Genomic DNA, 20,291 nt, shown 5'->3' on the forward strand with positions numbered 1-20,291 from the left:
TTTTAATGCCAATATTTAATAATAATAGGAGACATTTCAATGAATCAAAGCAACAATCTCTACGATAAGGGTGCTGCGTCAAACACACAGTCGAGCACTGTAGTGCGCCCAGCATCTGGTCCGGCATCTAGCCCAGAATCTAGCAATCCCGCGCAGGCCGTCAATGTCCAGGACTTTCTTAATAATCACCCATTTTCGCCATTTCAGTGGTTAATTTTTGCATTGTGTTTTGTCGTCGTTTTATTGGATGGCTTTGACACAGCTGCGATTGGTTTCATCGCACCATCGCTTCTTAAGGAGTGGGGCATGACGAGACCCGAGCTTGCACCGGTACTCAGTGCAGCGTTATTCGGCTTAGCGGCTGGTGCATTGATTGCCGGTCCGATGGCAGATCGAATGGGACGCAAACTGGTGCTGAGTATCTCAGTACTATTGTTCGGCGTGGCGTGTACATGGTCTTCGTTCGCCCCAAATCTGGCACAACTAACGGCCTTGCGCTTCGTAACCGGCCTTGGTCTTGGTGCGGCGATGCCAAGTGCCGTCACATTGATGAGTGAATACTGCCCTGATCAACGACGCTCGACGCTTACCAACGCTATGTTTTGCGGTTTTCCTTTGGGTGCTGCATGTGGCGGTTTCCTGGCGGCGTGGATGATTCCTCAATGGGGCTGGCGTAGTGTGTTGTTGACCGGTGGTATAGCGCCATTACTGTTGGCGGTATTGATGCTGCGGTTTCTGCCAGAATCAGTACGCTACATGGTGGCGAAGGGGCAGCCAGCGCAGCGTATACGCGCCGCGCTTAGCCGTATATCGGCCACAGTGGCTGATGCCCGATCATTCGTAATGACCGAAAAAACGACGACAGACAAGGCGAAAAGTGGAGTCAGTGTGGTGCTTTCACGCACATACATTACAGGTTCGGTCATGCTGTGGTTGACCTACTTCATGGGCCTAGTGATCTTCTATGCACTGATTAACTGGATGCCGTTATTGCTGAAGGATGCCGGTTTGACGCCTAAGACCGCGGCGCTCGTATCTGCCTTGTTTCCCTTGGGCGGTGTAGGTGCAATACTGTGCGGTTGGTTGATGGACCGTTTTAATGCCAATCGCGTCATCGCCGTGTGCTATACGCTCACTGCGGTGTGCATCTATGCAATCGGGCAGGTTGCCGGCAATGTCGGCGCTTTGATGCTCGTCGTATTTGTAGGAGGAACATTAATGAACACCGCACAATCGTCGATGCCCGCATTGGCGGCTGCTTTCTATCCTACGCAAGGGCGTGCCACTGGCGTCGCCTGGATGCTAGGCTTAGGTCGTTTTGGCGGAATTGCAGGCTCGTTTTTGGTCGCCGAATTAACCCGTCGCCAGTTTGGCTTCAGTGGGATATTCACGGTTCTGGCATTTGCCGGATTGATCGCAGCGGCGGCTTTGCTGGTCAAGCAAACCGCGCAAGGGAAAAGCGTTCGATGATATTAAATTAAGGTGATCCGTTCATTGCACCTTATTTTTATAATATTGAAGCCGGCGTCTGTCATGCTTTTATCTCAGCGCTCTCCCGTGTATTTCCACATCACGGGAAGCGCGCTGACTAAGCTGCGAATCTCATTTCAGCAGCTTTAAAACGAATTTTTTTCTTATATGTGTTCAGCAACAGTTGAGGTACATGTCTGAGCGTTCCCAATAAGGCTAATTCTTAATCCTTATTTCTAACGCGCCTTAGACGGTTTCAAAAAGTCCGCGTAACTTTCGTGCGGCATCCTTCATTTGCGGCAAGAACGCCATCAAATCAGTCAAACTGGCACGCGCGGTTGCAGAGTGACAAACCAGTGCGGCGGCGACTTTCCCTGTTTCGGATAACACCGGCACAGCAATGCCGACCATGCCGCGTACAAATTCCTCGTTATCTAAACCAATCCCTTGCTGGGCCAATCTGTCGAGTTCTTCTTCGAGCGCTTTCCTATCTGTCAAAGTCCGCGGTGTCATGCGCGGCAAAGGCAGTTGGTTAAGTATCTCTTTCCTTTCTAGTCGACTCATATGGGCCAACAGCAGTTTTCCACCCGCAGTGCAATGTAGCGGAAGCCGTGCACCTGGCTCGATATGCAATCTCAGCGGTTCCTGGGTTTCGACCCGATCAATATAAACAACCCGGTCCCCCTCCAGCACGGTCAGATTGCAGGTTTCTCCGATTGATTGGACCAGCGAACGCAATATTGCGCGACACGTACGTCTAAAACCGTTGTTGCCCAACGTTGCTAAAGCCAACTGGGTGGCGCGAGGTCCCAGCACATAGCCGTGTTCACCCGGAAGAATTAGTAGGTAATTGTTGGCGATCAAGGTTTCCAACAGACGTGCCAACGTAGCCTTTGGGATATTTAGCCGGGTTGCCAGTTGCGACGCAGTGATCGGTTGGGTTGCGGCAGCTACCCTTTCCAGCACAGTGATTACCCGCATCACGCGGGCTTCAAGATGCTGTATCTCCAAAGCATTTTTTGTTTTTATATCGTCCATGGTCCACGGTTTTGAGTCAAAAAAGCGATTTATCGTCTCATTAAGCCCGACTTGATAAAAAATAAGTTGAGAGCATCAGATCTTGCTTGTATTGATGGTGACAGGACGTAATTACATGACTGCTGCATACAACACACTTTAAAGTTTATACCTCGGAATTTAAGTTTATTCAATCGTCCACTATATCGGGTAATTGACGATGCTAAGCGCTTAAGAAGTATTGAGGATAGCCGAAAATAGGGCGTTTGATCAGAAGAACAATAGGGTGCATTAATCAGCCAAGTGCAATGACTAAAGGCGCATGGAGCAATGCTCTCAACGGTTACTCACCGCCGCTCATCCATTGTTGTAGTTCGAGGGATTGGCCGGTTCAAGGAAAAGGACACGTAGTATGCAAACATATGATTATGTGATTGTTGGTGCAGGTTCGGCCGGGTGCGTTTTAGCAAATCGCTTGAGTGCTAACGGCAAATATACCGTTTGCTTATTAGAGGCGGGTCCTCGTGACCGGTATGGCTGGATACACCTTCCTATCGGTTATGCCAAGACAATGTTCCACAAAACCTATAACTGGGGGTTCTACACCGAACCAGAACCAAACCTCAATGATCGTAAGATTTATTGGCCGCGCGGTCGTACCTTAGGCGGCTCAAGCTCTATTAATGGATTGGTCTATGTGCGCGGTCAAAAACGCGATTACGACCATTGGGCCGCGTTGGGCAACACCGGCTGGAGTTGGGACGACTGTCTGCCATACTTTAAGCGGCTCGAACACAACGATCAGGGCGAATCAGCGACCCGCGGCGGTGATGGCCCAATATGGGCAACCACTATTCCAGGCAATAATAAACTGGTTGATGCTTTTATTGCTGCATCAAAACAGAACGGCGTGCCAGTGGTGGCCGATTTCAATACCGGCGAACAGGAAGGTGTGGGGTATTTTCAGTTGACCACCCGTAATGGCTTACGCTGTTCGACCGCGGTTGCTTACCTGAATCCCGCACGCAAAAATAACAATCTGCATATTGAAACCGATGCGCAGGCCACACTGATTCAGTTTCAAGGTACACGGGCGATCGGCGTGGCCTACCGAAAAGGTGGGCAAGCGCAGGAAGTCCGTGCCGCGCGCGAGGTGCTTTTGTGCGCCGGCGCGTTGCAATCTCCTCAACTGCTCCAATTATCGGGCGTCGGACCGGCAGCCTTGCTACAAAAATTTGATATTCCTGTCGTGCGTGACTCACCAGGGGTTGGTGCAAACCTGCAAGACCATCTTCAGGTGCGACTGATGTACGAGGTGAGTGAAAAAATTACCACCAACGACGCGCTCAATTCAATATGGGGAAAAGCCAGGATGGGTTTGCAGTGGTTGACCGCACGGACTGGCCCTTTGGCGCTAGGTATCAATATGGCCGGCATGTTTTGTCGTGCATTGCCGGACGAAAACGCAACACCAGATACGCAGTTTCACTTTGCGACCGTGTCGGCTGAACATGCGGCAGGGAATGTTCACGCTTTTTCCGGCTGTACGTATTCCGTTTGTCAGCTACGTCCGGAGTCGCGCGGACATGTCAATATCCAGTCGCGTGATCCATTTACTGCACCGTCGATCCAACCCAACTATCTGGCGACCGAGTTGGATCGTCGCACTACGATTGCAGGGGTCAAGTTTGCGCAACGCGTGGCGAATACCGCGCCGATGAAGCAATACATGAAACGCTCGTATCGACCAACCCCCGATATACAAAGCGACGAAGAAATTCTGGCTTTTTGTCGACAACACGCAACCACCATTTTTCACCCGTCAGGAACCGCCAGGATGGGGCCATCTTCCGACCCGATGGCGGTGGTCGATGCGCGACTTCGGGTTCATGGTATGTCAGGACTTCGGGTTGTCGATTGTGCAATCATGCCGACGCTCATTTCTGGCAATACCAACATACCGACTGTGATGATCGCTGAAAAAGCCGCTGACATGATTCTGGAGGACGCTGCCTCGCGAAGCTACGAGGCAACGCTGAAGATAGACACTGCAAGCGAACAAGGAGCACCCGCAACCATATCTGCGACAGCACTGGTTTAACGTTTTTGAGTTTTTCAGTTTTACAAAACATCCGAATTAATCGGAGAAAAAAGCAGGCGGGGAAAAAATATTCTCCGCATCACCATAAGAACTAACGTTTTTGGAGTGAGACATCATGGCAGCAGACCGCAATATAACAAACGTTACCAATCCAGGTAATAAGGTAACAGATAAAAAAACCCTTCGGCGGGTTGCAATGGCCAGCATCATTGGGGCAACGATAGAGTGGTATGACTTTTTCCTGTACGGCGTCGTCGCCAGTATTGTGTTGAACAAGTTGTATTTTCCGACTGGCGACCCGGCAACTTCCACGATGCTGGCGTATGCCACTTTTGCGGTAGGCTTTATGGCGCGCCCCTTGGGTGGCGTTATCTTTGGCCACTTCGGCGATAAAGTGGGGCGCAAGAGTATGCTGGTGATCACACTCATGATTATGGGCGTCTCCACGGTTGCTATCGGGCTTATTCCGACTTACAACCAAATCGGTTATTGGGCACCTGCATTACTCTTGTTTTTTCGTATTATTCAAGGAATCGGGCTGGGTGGAGAATGGGGTGGTGCCGTCTTGATGGCATATGAATATGCGCCGTCGAATCGCCGCGGTTTTTATACCAGTCTGCCTCAGATCGGATTGTCGCTGGGTGTACTGATTTCTGCCGGTTTCGTGGCGGGACTATCGGCCCTCCTGACTGAAGAACAGTTCATGGCATGGGGTTGGCGTCTTGGATTCGTGTTGTCGTTTGGCTTGGTTTTGTTTGGATTATGGATACGCCTGAAGGTCATGGAAACGCCTGAGTTTGCGCAATTAAAGCAAAATCGTGGTGAAGCCAAGATACCCTTCACCGATATGATCAAGCGCTTCCCAGGCAATATTTTGTTAGGGTTGGGTGCGCGCCATATTGACGGTGTTTTCTTTAATATTTTCAGCGTTTTCTCCATCAGCTACCTCACTAAAACCATCGGGATGACACGTACCGATGCGTTGATAGGTGTGATGATTGGCGCAGCGGTGCTGACCGTTTTTATCCCTATTTTTGGGCGTTTATCCGACAAAGTCGGTCGTCCCGCCTTATACACCTGGGCCTCGATTCTTACTGGCCTGAGTTGCTTCCCTGCATTTTGGATTATGTCGCATGCCGGTGGTAATACCACGTTGATATGGGCCGCGATCGCGGTACCGTTTGGCATTATCTATGCTGCGGTCTACGGCACTGTTGCCGTCTTTCTGTGCGAGCTTTTCGATGCACGTGTGCGCTATACCGGCATTTCATTCGTGTATCAATTCTCTAGCGTGATTGCTGGTGGTGTCACTCCAATTGTGGCGACCATATTATTGACCATGAACGGGGGCAAACCGTGGCTCATTTGCAGCTACGTCTTGGGTACCAGCGTTGTGTCTTCTATTTGTGCTTATGCTATTCGGCGTCGTGCTGTTGCTGCGCGTGCAGCAGGCGTCGAACACTACGGCGAAATTCAGAAGACTTCCCAAGCAGTAACTTCCACCGCTTAATAAGTAGGTCTGACAACCTCAATGAGGAAAATAAAATGACAGAGCATTCACAATATTCAGTCCCCGCATCTACCTTCATTAGCGCGTTCAAACGATGCGGTATTGATTTCATTACGACCGTACCTGATATGTTGCAAATCGCATTGCACCAATCCCTGGACAATCCAGTACATGGTATCAAAGTGGTGAATTGCACCACCGAAGATCAGGCCATTGAAACTGCGGCTGGATTGTATGCCGGTGGGGCGAATTCTGCCGTGCTGATACAAAACCAGGGGTTCTATGCTGGGATTAATAGTGTGCGCGCGTTGGGACTGGACTCTGGAGTGCCACTTTTTTTCGTTATCGGGCAATTTGGACGAGAGTTTTCTAATTTGGGTCAAGATCCGTTGCAGTCCAAACGTCGCATGGTGCGCATGATGGAGCCGCTACTCGACACGCTCGACATTCCCCACTGGCGTTTGGAAGGACCGCAAGACAGCGACAACATCGAGAAAGCATGGTGTGCTTCGCGCGAGCGTAAAGGACCTGCCGCTTTGTTGGTCGGTCACTTTGTAGGCTGGTAGCGGACCGGTAACAGGCAATAAAGGATCTAATGGTCCTTTGTCTCGTTAGTTCCGAAACCCGCGCAACAAGAAAAAACTGTTAACGATGTACCAAGAGGGAATGCATATGATGATGACATTAGAAGCTTGCGAAGTTCTCGCCGAAGTGCGTGGTGACGCAATTGTGGTGTGTACGATGGGCGCGATGAATGCGCTCGATAAATTACCGATATCGCCGCTGACGATGGCCTGCGTACCGTTGATGGGTGGCGCGGCTTCGATTGGACTAGGATTGGCGTTGGCGCGTCCGGAGAAAAAGGTATTCGTGCTAGACGGCGATGCCAGTCTGTTGATGGAGCTTGGCAGTCTGGTATCGGTCGCTCAGGCGGCACCGCCTAATTATTTTCATTTTTTGGTGAATAACGGTGTCCAATTTGCAGGATTAGGCAATTTGGTAACACCAGGACACGGCAGCGCCGATTTTACCGGTCTAGCAAAGTCAGCCGGTTATCGTTCAACGTATCGCTTTACCTCAGTGACAGCGTTAAAAGAAGGAATCAATGCGGTCCTGAACGGTGTCGCGCCCGCGTTTGTTGAACTTGTAGTGGGTTACGATAAACCAGCCCTTGGTATCGACAATCCGTCGATCGAGATGACTGATGCGCGCTTTACCCGCATGGGCGACGAGATCAGGCGAATCAGGGCGCATCTCGGTGTAGAAGCCGAGGTATAACGTTTGATACCTCGCAATACGTCAACATAGGGACATGTAATTCACCGCTAATCCACCCGTTGCCTGTTTTCATTATGTTTTAACCGAACGGGTGGATTTTTCCTTTTCTCTTAGTTACTCTTCTCCTGCCCCTGTCGTAGCCGCGTACTGAACAGCGCAGCCAGCACTAGAATTCCGGCCATGATTAGCAATCCGTTGGTCACTTTGCCGGTAGTCTGCTCAATGATTCCCATCACCGACGGACCGATAAAGCCGCCGATCAACCCGCACGTATTGACCAAAGCCAGACCGCCAGCTAATGCCGGTCCGGCAAGACGGGACGATGGATAAATAAAGATAATCGACTGCACTACAAAAAACATAGACGCTGTCAGGCAGAAACCGATCATTCCAACAAGCGGCCCAGACAAGGCGGCCAGTAGCAAACCGACCGACATGATGATCAAGCCGTTAAACAGTATTTTGCGGCAGCGTGGGGGCGTGTTTGCGTAGCGTGGCAAGATGGCTGCGCCAGCCGCGGCGGCAAGCCACGGTACCGAGTTTAACAAGCCAATTTGCAAAGGCGTCAATTTGGCGTACGTTGCGATAATACTTGGCAGGAAAAAGATCACGGTATATATAGTAATCTGATGGCAAAAATAAACCAAAATCGCAAGCCAGATTTGTTTATCGGCAAGGCATTGTTTGAACGAATGCCCGACTTGTCCGGATTGCATTTGCTCGGCGCGCTCAGCAGCCAGACGTGACTCAATCGTCTGCGCCTCTTGCGGCGTTAGCCAACTCGCGGATGAAGGGCCATCCGGCAATTTCTTCCATACGACAAATGCCAGGACGACCGCAGGCAATCCTTCCAGCATAAACAGCCATTGCCAGCCGTGCCAGCCAAACAGCGTGTCCAACTGGAGTAATGCGCCGCCAACCGGACCGCTAAGAATATTGGCGATACAGACACCGAGTAAAAAATAGCCGGTAGCGCGTACCCGCTCTTCACGGCGAAACCAATAAGTCAGATACAACATCACACCGGGGAAAAGTCCTGCTTCCGCAGCGCCAAGCAGCAATCGCATGACATAGAACGACGTTTCTCCTTGTATGAAGGCCATGCTACAGGACAGGATTCCCCAGGTAATCATAATCCGCGTGATCCAGAACCGCGCGCCAACCTTATGCATCATCAGATTGCTAGGAATTTCAAACAAGGCATACGTCAGAAAAAATAAGCCGGCACCCAGGCCATACGCCGCCGCCGAGATACCCAGATCAATCCCGATTGCGTGCTTGGCAAGAGCAATGTTGGTTCGATCCAGAAAACTGATCACGTACGCTATCACCAACAACGGCATCAGCTTACGAAACACCGTTCGGTCCAGCGTACTTTGTGTTGAATGCAACATAGTCTGCAATTCTGCATTTGCATCAATTGCCATGAAATGGGTCTCCTCTTAAATCTCAAAATAGTTTAAAACGGTCGCGAGCTTTGTTGCTTCTTATCGACCGCATACAATTACATCCCATCACAAAAAATAGCGGGATGAAGGCTGGCGTAAATAAACGTTTAAAATGCCACGTTATCTTGTCCTTTTAATGCCAGCATAGCGCGAGCTTCTTGTGGTGTTGCCACTTCTAGCGACAGGCCTTCAATCACCTGCCGTATCTTGCGCACCTGCGCGGCGCTTGATTCGGCTAATTGTCCCGGACCGATCCATAGCGAATCCTCAAGCCCGACGCGGACGTTTGATCCTTGCGCCAAGCCGATGGTGGCTAATGGGATCTGGTTACGACCCGCACCAAGAATCGACCATACGTAGTCGTTTCCAAACAACCGATCTGCTGTACGTTTCATGTGGGCGAGATCTTCAGGATGCGCGCCAATGCCACCGAGTAAACCGAATACGCTTTGTACAAAGAAGGGCGCTTTAGCCAAACCGCGATCGGCGAAATGCGCCAGGTTATACAGATGAGAAATGTCGTAGCACTCGTGTTCAAATCGTGTTCCGTTTGCACCGCACGAGGTCAGCACATATTCGATATCGGCGAAGGTGTTCTTGAATACCAGATCACGACTTTTTTCTAAATGTTCACGTTCCCATGGATGCTTGAATTCCTTAAACCGATCAAGCATCGGATACAAGCCGAAATTCATTGATCCCATATTCAGCGACGCCACTTCAGGTTGGAAGCGCAAAGCCGGTTGCAAGCGTTCCTCCACCGTCATGTGCGGACTGCCGCCGGTAGTCAGATTGATCACGGCATCGGTTTCTGCTTTGATCTGTGGCAAAAACTTTTCAAAGACTGCCGGATCTTGCGTCGGCTTACCGTTTTCCGGATCGCGTGCATGTAAATGTATTATTGCGGCACCTTCCCGTGCGGCAGCCAGCGCTGCATCCGCAATTTGTTGCGGTGTGACTGGCAAAAATGGTGACATTGTTGGTGTATGTATCGCGCCGGTTGGGGCGCAAGTGATGATGACTTTACGTGTTGCGGACATGTTGTCTCCCAATAAAATGTAGATTAATTATTTTCACGAATGACTGCGATGATGCGTAATGGCTATTTGTAATGACGATCGTGATGTGCCGATTAAAGCGTCTCGACGTTTCGGCACACCGAAATAGCTTGGCCGGATAGGGCGCTACCTGCGGGAGAACATAAAAACAGCACACTCGCTGCAATTTCTTCCTGCGTGACCATCCTCTTAAGCGATATTTTGTCCAGATAACTCGCCTCCATCGATTCGTAACTAACGCCCACTTGTTCGGCCCTGGCCCTGATCACGCGCTCCATACGCGGCCCTTTTACGATGCCCGGTTGTATCGCGTTAACGCGAATGTTGTCCGGCCCCAGTTCAATCGCAAGGCTCTTCGCCAGCCCCACCAAAGCCCATTTGGTCGATGAGTAGGGAGTACGATAGGCATAGCCAAGTCGACCCGCAACGGATGAAATAAATACAATGGAGCCACCGTCTGGTGCGCTACGCAGCATTGGCACCGCGTGCCGCATGAAGTAGAAATGGCTGTTCAAATTGACCGCAACGGTCTTTTCCCAATCGGCAATCGGGATCTCATCGATACCACCCGTTGGCCCTGCGATTCCGGCATTGTTGATCAGCACGTCAAGTCCCCCAAGCTTGCTACGCACATCATCGAATACGCGTTCAACCGCGGCCGCATCGGAGACGTCGGCGCAACTGCCTGTGATAACTAATGTCTTTAACGTTTTTAATGCTGCAATGGCATTGGCATCGACATCACAAACATGCACACGCGCACCAGCTTCAACAAAGGCTTTTGCAATCTCTAGTCCAATGCCAGAAGCCCCACCTGTGATAAGAACCCGCAATCCTGGTCGCGGTGTTAATAATTGCAATACACCCATTATTGGTCTCCTAATTACGTTGTTTTCAATTTCAACTGTTACCGTTTTTGCCTGTAACGCGTGTTCTTCAAAGGCGCTAAGGCGATTGCTTTATTTGTATTGTGATCTGTGATCACACATGGCAAAATGTAGCCATTGGCCGATCCTCTGTCAACATTTTTTTCAAACCAGTCAATTTATTGTGCCAAGTCTCAACAATTTGACTGGGTTGTGCGGTGTATACTTTTGCCATGACAATATCTGAACTTGTAATTCCACTGAAACGCCAGACCATGAGTGTGGAGGTCTACGACCAGCTCAAAGAACTTCTAATGAGTGGGCGAATGATGCCTGGAGAGCAACTCTCGTTACGCACTGTTGCCGCAGCGCTAGGCGTCAGTGTCATGCCGGTACGCGAAGCTATGCAGCGTCTGGTTGCTGAACAAGCGTTGGTGCTGACGTTAAATCGGACACTTCGTGTGCCGACTATGACCGTTAGTCAGTTCCGTGAAATCACACAGATTCGAATCAATCTGGAAGGTTTAGCCACAGAACAGGCTACTTATGCGCTTCAGTCCTCTGCCGTGCGAAAAATCTCGGAGTTACACCAGCGCTTTGCCAACGAAATGGCACTTACGGAGCCAGACAGCTCCGTGCTGGTCCGCCTGAACAAGGAATTACACTTCGCGATTTACCAAGGCGCATGTATGCCTATGTTGATGCAACTCATTGAGACGTTGTGGGTACGCGTTGGTCCCATTTTGAATTACGATTTGCATTCCGGCTCACGCCGTGTGGTAGAGCAAGTGGCGGTCAGCCATCATCTTGGTCTGATCGATGCTCTGGAACGCCGCGACGGCATCGCGGCAAGAGCCGCACTGCAAGGGGATATAGAAAGCGCAGCTGAATTTATCGTTTCTGCCGGTGTGCTGGTGATCGCGGACGCCCCTACTTAATAGGCTGAAACCCCGAAAAATCGGATGACTCCATCTACAGGCGATAAGGTCAAACATCAATTATAAAATCGGTAAATAAGCTATCAGGTCGTTTCCGGTTTGCGTTCGTAAATCTGGCGGAGAATAGCTTCGCACAACTGACATTCCTCCTTACCACCTGGATAGAAATTTGGCCGCGGTACGCCCAGCCTAACCACAATTTCATGTTAAAACTTTACATGCAAAACTTTTGAAATAGGGTGTTTATAGAAAGTTCGATAAAGAGGGCTAAGTACGGTGCAGAAAAATTCATATCAAATATTCATATTATGCAAGAAAGAAATGTTTCTTTATAAAAATTTCTTGTTATTAGGCAATATTAAAGAGCGATTGAAGGGTAGACTATAGCTACAAAGAAAACTACAAGGCTATACAAAAGCGATGATCGGCAATGGGAAAAAAGTAAGAAAAAGTCATTTTTTTAAACACTTCAAGGTTTCCGGTATTCACATTAATCAAACGGCGCTGGTTCTCGGTTGCATTTTACCAATTGCAGCCGTAGCCTTTTTTTTGATTGTCAATTTTTACACGCATGAACGAGAAAATTTGACGCGTCACGCTGCCAGCAACGCTGATGCGATCATTGCTGCTGTAGATAGAGAATTCGCCAGTACGCAGTCGGCTCTTCAACTTCTTAACAGTTCCCCGCGTCTGGCGGATGGCGACTTTAAGACTTTTTATGCCAGAGCGTTGGAAGAGTTACCGATGCTTCCCGTTGAAAGTATCGCAGTGTTAGCATCCGACGGCCAGCTGCTCCTCTCCACTAATCTTCCATTTGGACCGATTCTTCCCAAATTAACGGATGTGCCTTTACTTAAAAATATATTTGAAACAGGTAAACCAAGCGTTTCTGGCCTTTTCGTGGGGCCGCTCTCAGGGCGACTTGTTTTTTCTATCGCAGTCCCGGTGAAGCGTAATGGATCAATTCTTTATTCACTGAATGCCTCAGTAGCGCCCTCACAACTCTTAAATTTAATGGCAGATCAAAAGCTGCCCGGTAGTTGGATCGCTGCGATCATCGACAGCAATGGAAATGTCGTAGGGCGCACCCAAAACCTGCAAAAATTTATCGGCAATATGGTGACGCCAGAGTTGTGGCAACGTCTCATCAGCGCGAATAAAGGCCGTTTCGTTACCACTACCCTCGAAGGCGTTCCTGCTATGACGGTATACAGTCGTTCCTCTACAAGCCAATGGGCAGTCGCCTTGTCGATACCGTTAGTCGAGCTCACTGAAGGCCTTCACCATGCACTACTCTTACTGATTATTACGACGGTCATCGTCCTGTCATTAGGACTTGTGCTAGCGTGGTTTTTGGGGGAACGGGTTGCCAATTCTGTCAATGCACTCATACAGCCCGTTATTGCATTAAGCGCGAATAAACCGTTTACCATTCCAACACTGCATTTTGCGGAGGCAAATAAACTGCGCAAAGCGTTGCTTGATGCCTCAACCAAGCTCTTCCAGGTCGGATACGACGCGCATCATGACGGCAGTACGGGTATGCCTAATCGCGCACTATTTGATATAGCATTGAATCAGCAATTAGCACTCTGCCGACGTTATAAGACGACACTCGCCGTCTTATATATTGACATAGAGGTTGCCGACGCAGAACCGGATACGGTTAGCGAGGAAAGTGAGGATGCGGATGTTCTTTTACGTCATATATCCATGCGGATCAAAAACTCTCTTCGGGCTCCTGATATGGCTGCCCGACTTGATCGCGATCACTTTGCCATCGTTTTAATTCACTCCGATGTACCAAGCGCCACTATTTTTGCTAATCAATTGTTCGATATCCTTTCCGAACCATATCAATTAGGACGCATCACAGCCACGATATCGGCTAGCATCGGTATTGCCGGTTATCCTGTTACGGGAAGGGACGGGCCGACACTGTTGAAATATGCTGATGATGCAATGCACAAGGCCAAGACTTTAGGCGAGCGTAGGGTTTGTATCGCATGGTGAACATAACCCAATAACTATCTAGCCGGACCCTGCGTATTCATCTTTATTATTTTGTAACAAAGAACTAATGGTCAATCCAATCGATAAACCTACGCTGCAACGCGTATTCATCAATCGTCTGCCGATTACGTGGTTAGCGGTGGTTTTTGTGGTGTTTGTTTGCCTTTCTCTGGTAGCAATCGATGGCTGGCAAAGTTGGAGCGCCCGCCGTGTGCAATTGCAGGAAGCAAAAGTTGCCACCACCAATATGGCAACGGCCATAGCGCAGCATGCAGACGACACGATCAAAGAGGCGGACACTGCGCTAGTCGGGCTGGTAGAACGCGTTCAGACCGACGGTACAAGTCCTGCTGCGCTCGAACGTTTGCACCGCCTGTTGGTGCAGCGAGTGGGCGAATTGGATCAGTTAAATGGCTTATTTGTGTATGACGAAAAGGGAAATTGGCTCGTCAACTCTATGGCTTCGATGCCCGCAAACGTCAACAATGCAGATAGAAACTATTTTATTTATCACCGCAAACATTTGGATTCGGCGCCGTTCATCGGTCTGCCGATTCAAAGCCGGTCCAATGGTGCCTGGATATTGACGGTATCTCGCCGAATCAATCACCCGGACGGCAGCTTTGCCGGAGTTGCATTGGCCACCATCAATATGGATTATTTTAATAAATTCTACGATCACTTCGAAATCGGCAAACGCGGCGCGATTGTGCTGGCGTTAGACGCAGGCATGATGCTCACTCGTCGGCCGCTATTGTATGATTCTATTGGAAAAAATATAGCGAATAGCACTGTATTTGTTAACTATGTATCCAGGAGCAAATTTGGGACCATTTCGATTGTATCCTCCCAAGACGGCGTTAAACGCATACATAGCTTCCGGCACGTCGAGCATTACCCATTATTTGTGGTTGCAGCGTTGTCGGAAGAGGAAATTCTTGCCGTTTGGCTCTCAGACACTTATCTGCATTCCGCTGGCGTGGCGCTGCTGCTGCTCGTGCTTGTAGTATTTGGGTTTCATCTGGTGAGGCAAATCCAACGACGTGTGCATGCGGAGGCAGAAATTGTGCAAGCCAGAGATGCGTTACTGACACTGAACAAAACGCTTGAACAACTATCTTTGCAAGATAGTCTGACCGGTCTTTCGAATCGGCGTCACTTCGACATAGCGCTAGAGAAGGAATTTAAACGTGCCATGCGCAATGGTCGTTCATTGGCTTTGATTATGATCGATGCCGATTATTTCAAGCAATATAATGATATGTACGGGCATACCGAAGGCGATGAATGCCTGCGGACAATCAGTCAAATTGTGAAGTCTAATCAAAATCGGCCGGGAGATCTTGCGGTACGCTACGGCGGAGAAGAGCTGGCGATTTTACTGCCTGATACCGACTTACGCGGCGCGATGACGATTGCTGAAAATATTCGCTACCACGTTCACCGTCTGGCCATCGAACATTCTGGCAGCCCGTTTGGCGTGGTGACGATTAGTGCTGGCGTAGAGGCTTACGTTCCTTTCAGGAATGAGCAACTGCCTTTGGAATTGGTGCAAGCTGCGGATAAGGCGCTGTATAACGCCAAGGCCGACGGACGCAATCGTGTTTGCTTCAATACAAACATCGACAAAGCAACATTAGTCGACGAAGTGTAAAACTTCTGCACAACTTGCACCTTACAGCCTGATAACGTCAACTCAGTTAATGGGCGGCGGTGGCGAGGAAGCCTTAGGGCTTGCTGGGTTTTACTTTTTTTGACCAGTCTGCTAACCCTGCTATTTGCCGCCCACCCTACTTAGCAGTGGGACGCGGCGTAACCAAAAAAGGCTTGACCTATGCTAAAAGCCATCTTACCTGTCCGGTATCGTCTTACCATCATCAAACGCCGCACCATCCTGATCGAACCGGTAGCGCAATCATGAGCAAACGAACAGCACCAAAATCTCTCCATCAGGGATTTTCATGGTTGCCCGACCACCACCAAAATCAAGAAGCCGCAGAATTTTATGCCCTGACCAAAGATGTCTGCCACGGCATTCAACTATCCATCGATTTGGCGCATTTTAGTACGATGGACAGAAACAGCGATACGACGCCGGTATTGAATATTGCAGACACCGAAACTTTATTGCGGTTTACTTTAACGTCGTCGCAGATGTTGGGGAGCATAGCTCAATTGCGAATTGACCAGCTTGATCGTAGCGCCATCAATTGGACTGAGCCTGATGCAAAGGCAGCGTCTTAAGCGCCAATTCAGTTCCGTAATAAGTCAAATCGCCTGAATACCATAGCGATTGTTTTTTCTAGCTAAGCACGCATTGCGAGGCCGGAAAACGCGGTATGGCGATGAGGGGAATCGCACATTCTTGCTAGGCAAGGATGATCGTTTATTCCCCTCACATCAAGCAAAAGGCGTGTCCGATTTCTTCAAAGTACGCAATACAAAGCTCGATTTGCTATGCCGTATGCCGGGTATTTTATACAGCTTTTCTCTTAATAAACGCTCGTAATCTCGCGTGTCTTTAACGGCGATGCGAATGTAATAGTCGTAGTCGCCGGAGACCAGATAGGCCTCCATGACCTCTGGAATCGTTTCAAGAATACGACCGAATTCGTACAACGTTTCATCGCTGTGACTCTCCAGATTGACCTGAATGATGACAGTATCTTGATACCCAAGTTGGGCAAGATCGACTTTGACCGTATAGCCTTGGATTGCGCCAGCCGATTCCATGCGTTTGATGCGGTTCCAGCATGATGTTGTGGACAGCCCGACTTCTTGACCAATATCTTGCAGGCTTTTGCGCGAGTCTTGCAAAAGTGCCCGCAAAATCGCGAAATCCTGAATGTCGAATATTTTTCCGTCTTTCTTTGAAATAGTCATTTTATTTTCCGAAGTGTAAGCAATTCAACTGAAATTATGAATCCTTTTCAGGCTGAAATAGAATATCATTTTAGTATGAAAATAAGCCAAAATACTTTATCTCCCAACAATGCGTTGTTGGATTCTGAGCCGCACCTGCAATTGACCGGCGCACAGGTTCTATTGCGTACGTTGATTGATTGCGGCGTAGATACCATTTTTGGCTATCCGGGCGGCGCAGTATTGCCACTCTACGATGCACTACATTCGGAGCCGCGCCTTCGGCATATTCTCGTTCGTCATGAGCAGGCTGCCGTCCATGCAGCGCAAGGTTACGCCCGATCAACCGGTCGCCTTGGGGTGGTTTTTGTGACGTCGGGGCCAGGGATCGCCAATACAACGTCTGGCTTACTTGATGCCTTGAGTGATTCTATTCCGTTATTGTGCGTGAGCGGACAAGTCGCGACGACTGCGATTGGTACGAACGCGTTTCAAGAGTGTGATGCGCTTGGCATTTCTCGTACGGTCACCAAGTGGAACGTTCAGATTGGTGACGTTGCCGATATTCCGGATACGGTTCGGTATGCAGTAGCGCAGGCGACGACCGGACGGCCAGGGCCGGTATTAATCGATATACCGAAAGATATTCAGGGACGGTTGTTTGTCGCCCGTCCCCAAACCGCGTCATCTGCCGCATTGCCTGCGTCGACCGATTTAACGCTGGCGGACTTGCCGCCGGTTGCGCTTTTACGTGAAGCGGCACAGATGATCGCAGCATCACGCAGGCCTATACTTTATGGCGGAGGAGGGTTGATCAACTCCGGCAGTGAGGCATGCGCGCAATTTGTTGATCTGGTACATATGACCAACGCGCCATGTACGCTCACGTTGATGGGGCTCGGCGCGTTTCCCGCATCCGATCCGCAATGGCTTGGTATGTTGGGAATGCACGGCACGCTGGAAGCCAATCTGGCTATGCATGAAGCGGATCTTGTCGTCTGTGTCGGCGCACGTTTTGATGATCGTGTCACGGGCCGGTTAAAAGACTTTTGCCCTGAAGCACGCATCGTTCATATCGATATCGATCCAGCATCAGTCGGCAAGGTTGTCAAAACAAATGTTGGACTGGTCGGCGATTGCGCCAAAGTACTTGCCGCTTTAGGTGAGCAGCTTGCATCGTTGCCGCTAGATGCCACTCGCACCGCTGACTGGTGGGCCAAAATTGCACTATGGCGCGCTGAAGAATCTCTTGGTTATACGCATTCACTCCCAACCATCGTGCCGCAACACCTGATGCAAACATTGGCTGAACATCTTGACGGTACTGACGCGATTGTGTCAACTGATGTTGGTCAACATCAAATGTGGGCGGCGCAATATCTTCAGTTTGAAGCACCGCATCGCTGGCTTACCTCGGGCGGCGCAGGCACGATGGGCTACGGTTTGCCCGCGGCGATTGGCGCACAGATTGCACATCCGGATAAGTTGGTGGTGTGTGTCAGCGGCGATGCATCCATTTTGATGAATATTCAGGAGATGGCGACGGCTGCCCAACATCGATGTCCGGTGAAAGTCATTATTTCAAACAATGGCTGCATGGGAATGGTCAGGCAATGGCAAGAACTGCATCATGGCGCGCGATATAGCCATAGTTATAACGAGGCGTTGCCAGACTTTGTTGCTTTGGCCAAGGCATTCGGGTGGGGATCACGCCGTGTTGAACTGGCTTCTGAACTGAGTGAGGCGATTGACGCCTGCCTTTCTTCACCCGGTCCTTTTCTGCTGGATGTTGCAGTCGAGCAGCTCGAAAACTGTTTTCCCATGATACCGGGCGGAAGCGGACACCACGAGATCATGCTGTCAGAGAACCGCTGGTATGATAGCCGCACCGGGTCGGTCGTTACAAGACCACCAGATTCTGCGACTTAAAGAGATTTCAAAAAAATAAGTCAGGTCGCGTTATCCACGTGATCTGGTCGACAGGTCAGCAACGGTGATCCCCGTGCCTGACCTGTTTTATTTTATTCACACTATTCACAAAAAAATGGTCGAATCGAAAGGTGCGATTTGCTCGAAGTGTGGGTTGAATTGCGGCTTCAAATATGTCCGTAAATACATCCGCAACTGCATCCAATACTTTATCGGGCAAATCGAGATCGCAAGATTGAAGGCAATGCGCCTGACAACCTTGCTACAACTAGAACTATTAAGTTAAGGTTTGCGCCGTTATGCTAGTTAAAGCAATGTGAAGTATTGATGTAGGTGTACTTCTTAACTATATGATTTACATAGTATTTATTACGATTAAGTTGCTTGATACCTATTGATGACGGCGGCAATCAAGCTGATATTTGCGTACTTTTGGTTGTAAGACTTAAAGTTAAAGTACTGATGTAGATATTTTTTATAACTAATTGATTTAAAAGATATTTATTGGTCACTGCAATGCAATATATTGAATCTAGGCTAGATTCACGATGACTGATAATTATAAGTAAAGTATGAGTAGAGGTATTTGATATAAGTATATGAATTTTAAAGTTTATATGATTCATAAATAACGCTCGTTGAAACCGATTATATTCACTCCCCATTTGTTTCAGCTTCTAAAATGTGCATGTATTGATGTATTTTATTGATATAAATATATGATTTAAATAGTCTTTTTTTTACAGTTAGTTCGCAAGCCCTGATTCGATCTACGCTCTGCAGTGCCTATTGAAGATCGTACATCGCGCAGTAGGTGTCATCATGCGCTCCTTCAAATCCGGGGCATTTTTTTGCAATAAAACAACATCAAGTAGAACTTGACTAACACCGTTTTCGCTTCAAAAGATGTGTTTGGCGTTATGATTATTGATTGGTATTTTGCAAATAGTCGTAAAGCCATTCAAAATGCATTAAGTAATAATTACATTGCATCAATCGTATCGATTCCAATATATGTTATGAATTCGCTTTTTTCCGTGCCGAAGTAACTTTTTAAGTCAGTCGTTATCAACGCCAACCAACAACCAACAACCATTCGAGGGCTCATATGACATCTTTAAGGATTTTCACAGCCGCAGTATTAGCTGCAATGTTGTCGCTGTCGGTCGGATTTGCTTATGCAGAAGGGATGAAAGTCACTTCCACTGCGTTTTCTGACGGCGGCGTCATGCCCGCAATGTATGCTGGTGACGCCGCTGGTTGTGGTGGAAAAGGCGTGTCGCCGCAGGTTTCATGGTCAAATCTTCCGGCAGGCACTAAAACTGTGGCTATTTTATTATTCGATCCTGATGGAAATAAGGGCCTTGGGGTGTCCCATTGGGTTGCCTACAATATTGCCAGCGAAGCAGGGCAATTAAAGCAGGGTGACGGACAGGTTGATGGCCCCGATGTAACCGTTGGCAAAAACATATCTGGCGCGCAAGCCTATCGTGGCGCTTGCCCTCCAGCGGGCGATATCCCTCACCATTATGTGTTGACAGTGATTGCGTCCGATCTCGCACCGATGAGTTTGCCGAAAGGACTTAATCGGGATGAACTGCTCGCAGCACTCAAAGGCCATACGTTTGTAGGGCAGAGTGTGGTTGGACGGTACGGTCAATAATGAATACGCGAACAATTCAATAATAGGGCAATGTTTGCAGTCTTAGCCCGTATGTAATGGTATGCCGAATAGCGATAGTGTGGCCCGTATGCGTCGACTCAGTACCTCATATTTGATGATTTTGATTGGGTATAGTAA

Annotated in this window: 16 protein-coding genes; 11 read left to right on the plus strand and 5 right to left on the minus strand. The window is 49.0% G+C overall.

Translation table 11 applies throughout. The annotated features are described in order from the left end of the window. Positions 1-39: 39 nt before the first annotated feature. The gene (locus tag ACXX82_RS22565) at positions 40-1,470 is read left to right on the plus strand and encodes an MFS transporter (protein ID WP_458563745.1); all 1,431 of its coding nucleotides are present in this window, start codon (positions 40-42) and stop codon (positions 1,468-1,470) included. 246 nt (positions 1,471-1,716) lie between these two features. Here ACXX82_RS22565 and ACXX82_RS22570 read toward each other — a convergent pair whose 3' ends face one another. Beyond that, positions 1,717-2,508 carry an IclR family transcriptional regulator gene (locus ACXX82_RS22570; RefSeq protein ID WP_322238594.1) on the minus strand — a complete coding sequence of 264 codons (792 nt, stop codon included), beginning with the start codon at positions 2,506-2,508 and terminating at the stop codon, positions 1,717-1,719. Positions 2,509-2,899: 391 nt separating this feature from the next. Between ACXX82_RS22570 and ACXX82_RS22575 the strand changes: the two genes are divergently transcribed. The 4 genes from ACXX82_RS22575 (at position 2,900) to ACXX82_RS22590 (ending at position 7,376) form a co-directional block, all read left to right on the plus strand. Then, positions 2,900-4,588: a GMC family oxidoreductase gene (locus tag ACXX82_RS22575; protein ID WP_322238595.1), complete on the plus strand. Its 1,689-nt coding sequence runs from the start codon at positions 2,900-2,902 to the stop codon at positions 4,586-4,588. A gap of 115 nt (positions 4,589-4,703) precedes the next feature. Beyond that, complete coding sequence (locus tag ACXX82_RS22580; protein WP_322238596.1) at positions 4,704-6,098, plus strand: MFS transporter; 1,395 nt, start codon at positions 4,704-4,706, stop codon at positions 6,096-6,098. 35 nt (positions 6,099-6,133) lie between these two features. Then, positions 6,134-6,664, plus strand: a complete 531-nt coding sequence (locus ACXX82_RS22585) for a thiamine pyrophosphate-binding protein (protein WP_322238597.1) — start codon at positions 6,134-6,136, stop codon at positions 6,662-6,664. Positions 6,665-6,770: 106 nt separating this feature from the next. Further along, the gene (locus ACXX82_RS22590) at positions 6,771-7,376 is read left to right on the plus strand and encodes a thiamine pyrophosphate-dependent enzyme (RefSeq protein ID WP_322238598.1); all 606 of its coding nucleotides are present in this window, start codon (positions 6,771-6,773) and stop codon (positions 7,374-7,376) included. A 110-nt stretch (positions 7,377-7,486) separates the two neighbouring features. Here the strand turns inward: ACXX82_RS22590 and ACXX82_RS22595 are convergent, their stop codons facing one another. The 3 genes from ACXX82_RS22595 to ACXX82_RS22605 form a co-directional block, all read right to left on the minus strand. Then, complete coding sequence (locus ACXX82_RS22595) at positions 7,487-8,770, minus strand: MFS transporter (protein ID WP_458564046.1); 1,284 nt, start codon at positions 8,768-8,770, stop codon at positions 7,487-7,489. Between the two features lie 161 nt (positions 8,771-8,931). After that, positions 8,932-9,864 (minus strand): 3,5-dioxohexanoate:acetyl-CoA acetone transferase, encoded by a 933-nt coding sequence (kce, locus tag ACXX82_RS22600; RefSeq protein ID WP_322238599.1) that lies wholly within the window; start codon positions 9,862-9,864, stop codon positions 8,932-8,934. Between the two features lie 92 nt (positions 9,865-9,956). After that, a complete protein-coding gene (locus ACXX82_RS22605) occupies positions 9,957-10,751 on the minus strand; it encodes an SDR family oxidoreductase (RefSeq protein WP_322238600.1) in 795 nt (264 codons plus the stop codon). A 230-nt stretch (positions 10,752-10,981) separates the two neighbouring features. On the opposite strand from ACXX82_RS22605, the gene ACXX82_RS22610 reads away from it, so the two are divergent. The 4 genes from ACXX82_RS22610 (at position 10,982) to ACXX82_RS22625 (ending at position 15,943) form a co-directional block, all read left to right on the plus strand. Next, complete coding sequence (locus tag ACXX82_RS22610; RefSeq protein ID WP_323507500.1) at positions 10,982-11,686, plus strand: GntR family transcriptional regulator; 705 nt, start codon at positions 10,982-10,984, stop codon at positions 11,684-11,686. Positions 11,687-12,106: 420 nt separating this feature from the next. Then, positions 12,107-13,699 carry a sensor domain-containing diguanylate cyclase gene (locus ACXX82_RS22615; protein ID WP_503421162.1) on the plus strand — a complete coding sequence of 531 codons (1,593 nt, stop codon included), beginning with the start codon at positions 12,107-12,109 and terminating at the stop codon, positions 13,697-13,699. 67 nt (positions 13,700-13,766) lie between these two features. Next, positions 13,767-15,353: a sensor domain-containing diguanylate cyclase gene (locus ACXX82_RS22620; RefSeq protein WP_458563746.1), complete on the plus strand. Its 1,587-nt coding sequence runs from the start codon at positions 13,767-13,769 to the stop codon at positions 15,351-15,353. Positions 15,354-15,616: 263 nt separating this feature from the next. Continuing rightward, the gene (locus ACXX82_RS22625) at positions 15,617-15,943 is read left to right on the plus strand and encodes a hypothetical protein (protein WP_458563747.1); all 327 of its coding nucleotides are present in this window, start codon (positions 15,617-15,619) and stop codon (positions 15,941-15,943) included. Positions 15,944-16,099: 156 nt separating this feature from the next. On the opposite strand, the gene ACXX82_RS22630 is transcribed toward ACXX82_RS22625, so the two are convergent. Then, the gene (locus tag ACXX82_RS22630) at positions 16,100-16,582 is read right to left on the minus strand and encodes an Lrp/AsnC family transcriptional regulator (protein ID WP_322238606.1); all 483 of its coding nucleotides are present in this window, start codon (positions 16,580-16,582) and stop codon (positions 16,100-16,102) included. A 75-nt stretch (positions 16,583-16,657) separates the two neighbouring features. Here ACXX82_RS22630 and ilvB point away from each other — a divergent pair, with 75 nt between their 5' ends. Both ilvB and ACXX82_RS22640 read left to right on the plus strand, forming a co-directional pair. Continuing rightward, positions 16,658-18,490, plus strand: coding sequence for a biosynthetic-type acetolactate synthase large subunit (ilvB, locus tag ACXX82_RS22635; RefSeq protein ID WP_323507692.1), 1,833 nt, complete (start codon positions 16,658-16,660; stop codon positions 18,488-18,490). Positions 18,491-19,598: 1,108 nt separating this feature from the next. Further along, positions 19,599-20,153, plus strand: a complete 555-nt coding sequence (locus tag ACXX82_RS22640; RefSeq protein ID WP_322238608.1) for a YbhB/YbcL family Raf kinase inhibitor-like protein — start codon at positions 19,599-19,601, stop codon at positions 20,151-20,153. Positions 20,154-20,291: the final 138 nt, after the last annotated feature.

Source organism: Glaciimonas sp. GNP009, from assembly GCF_054343755.1.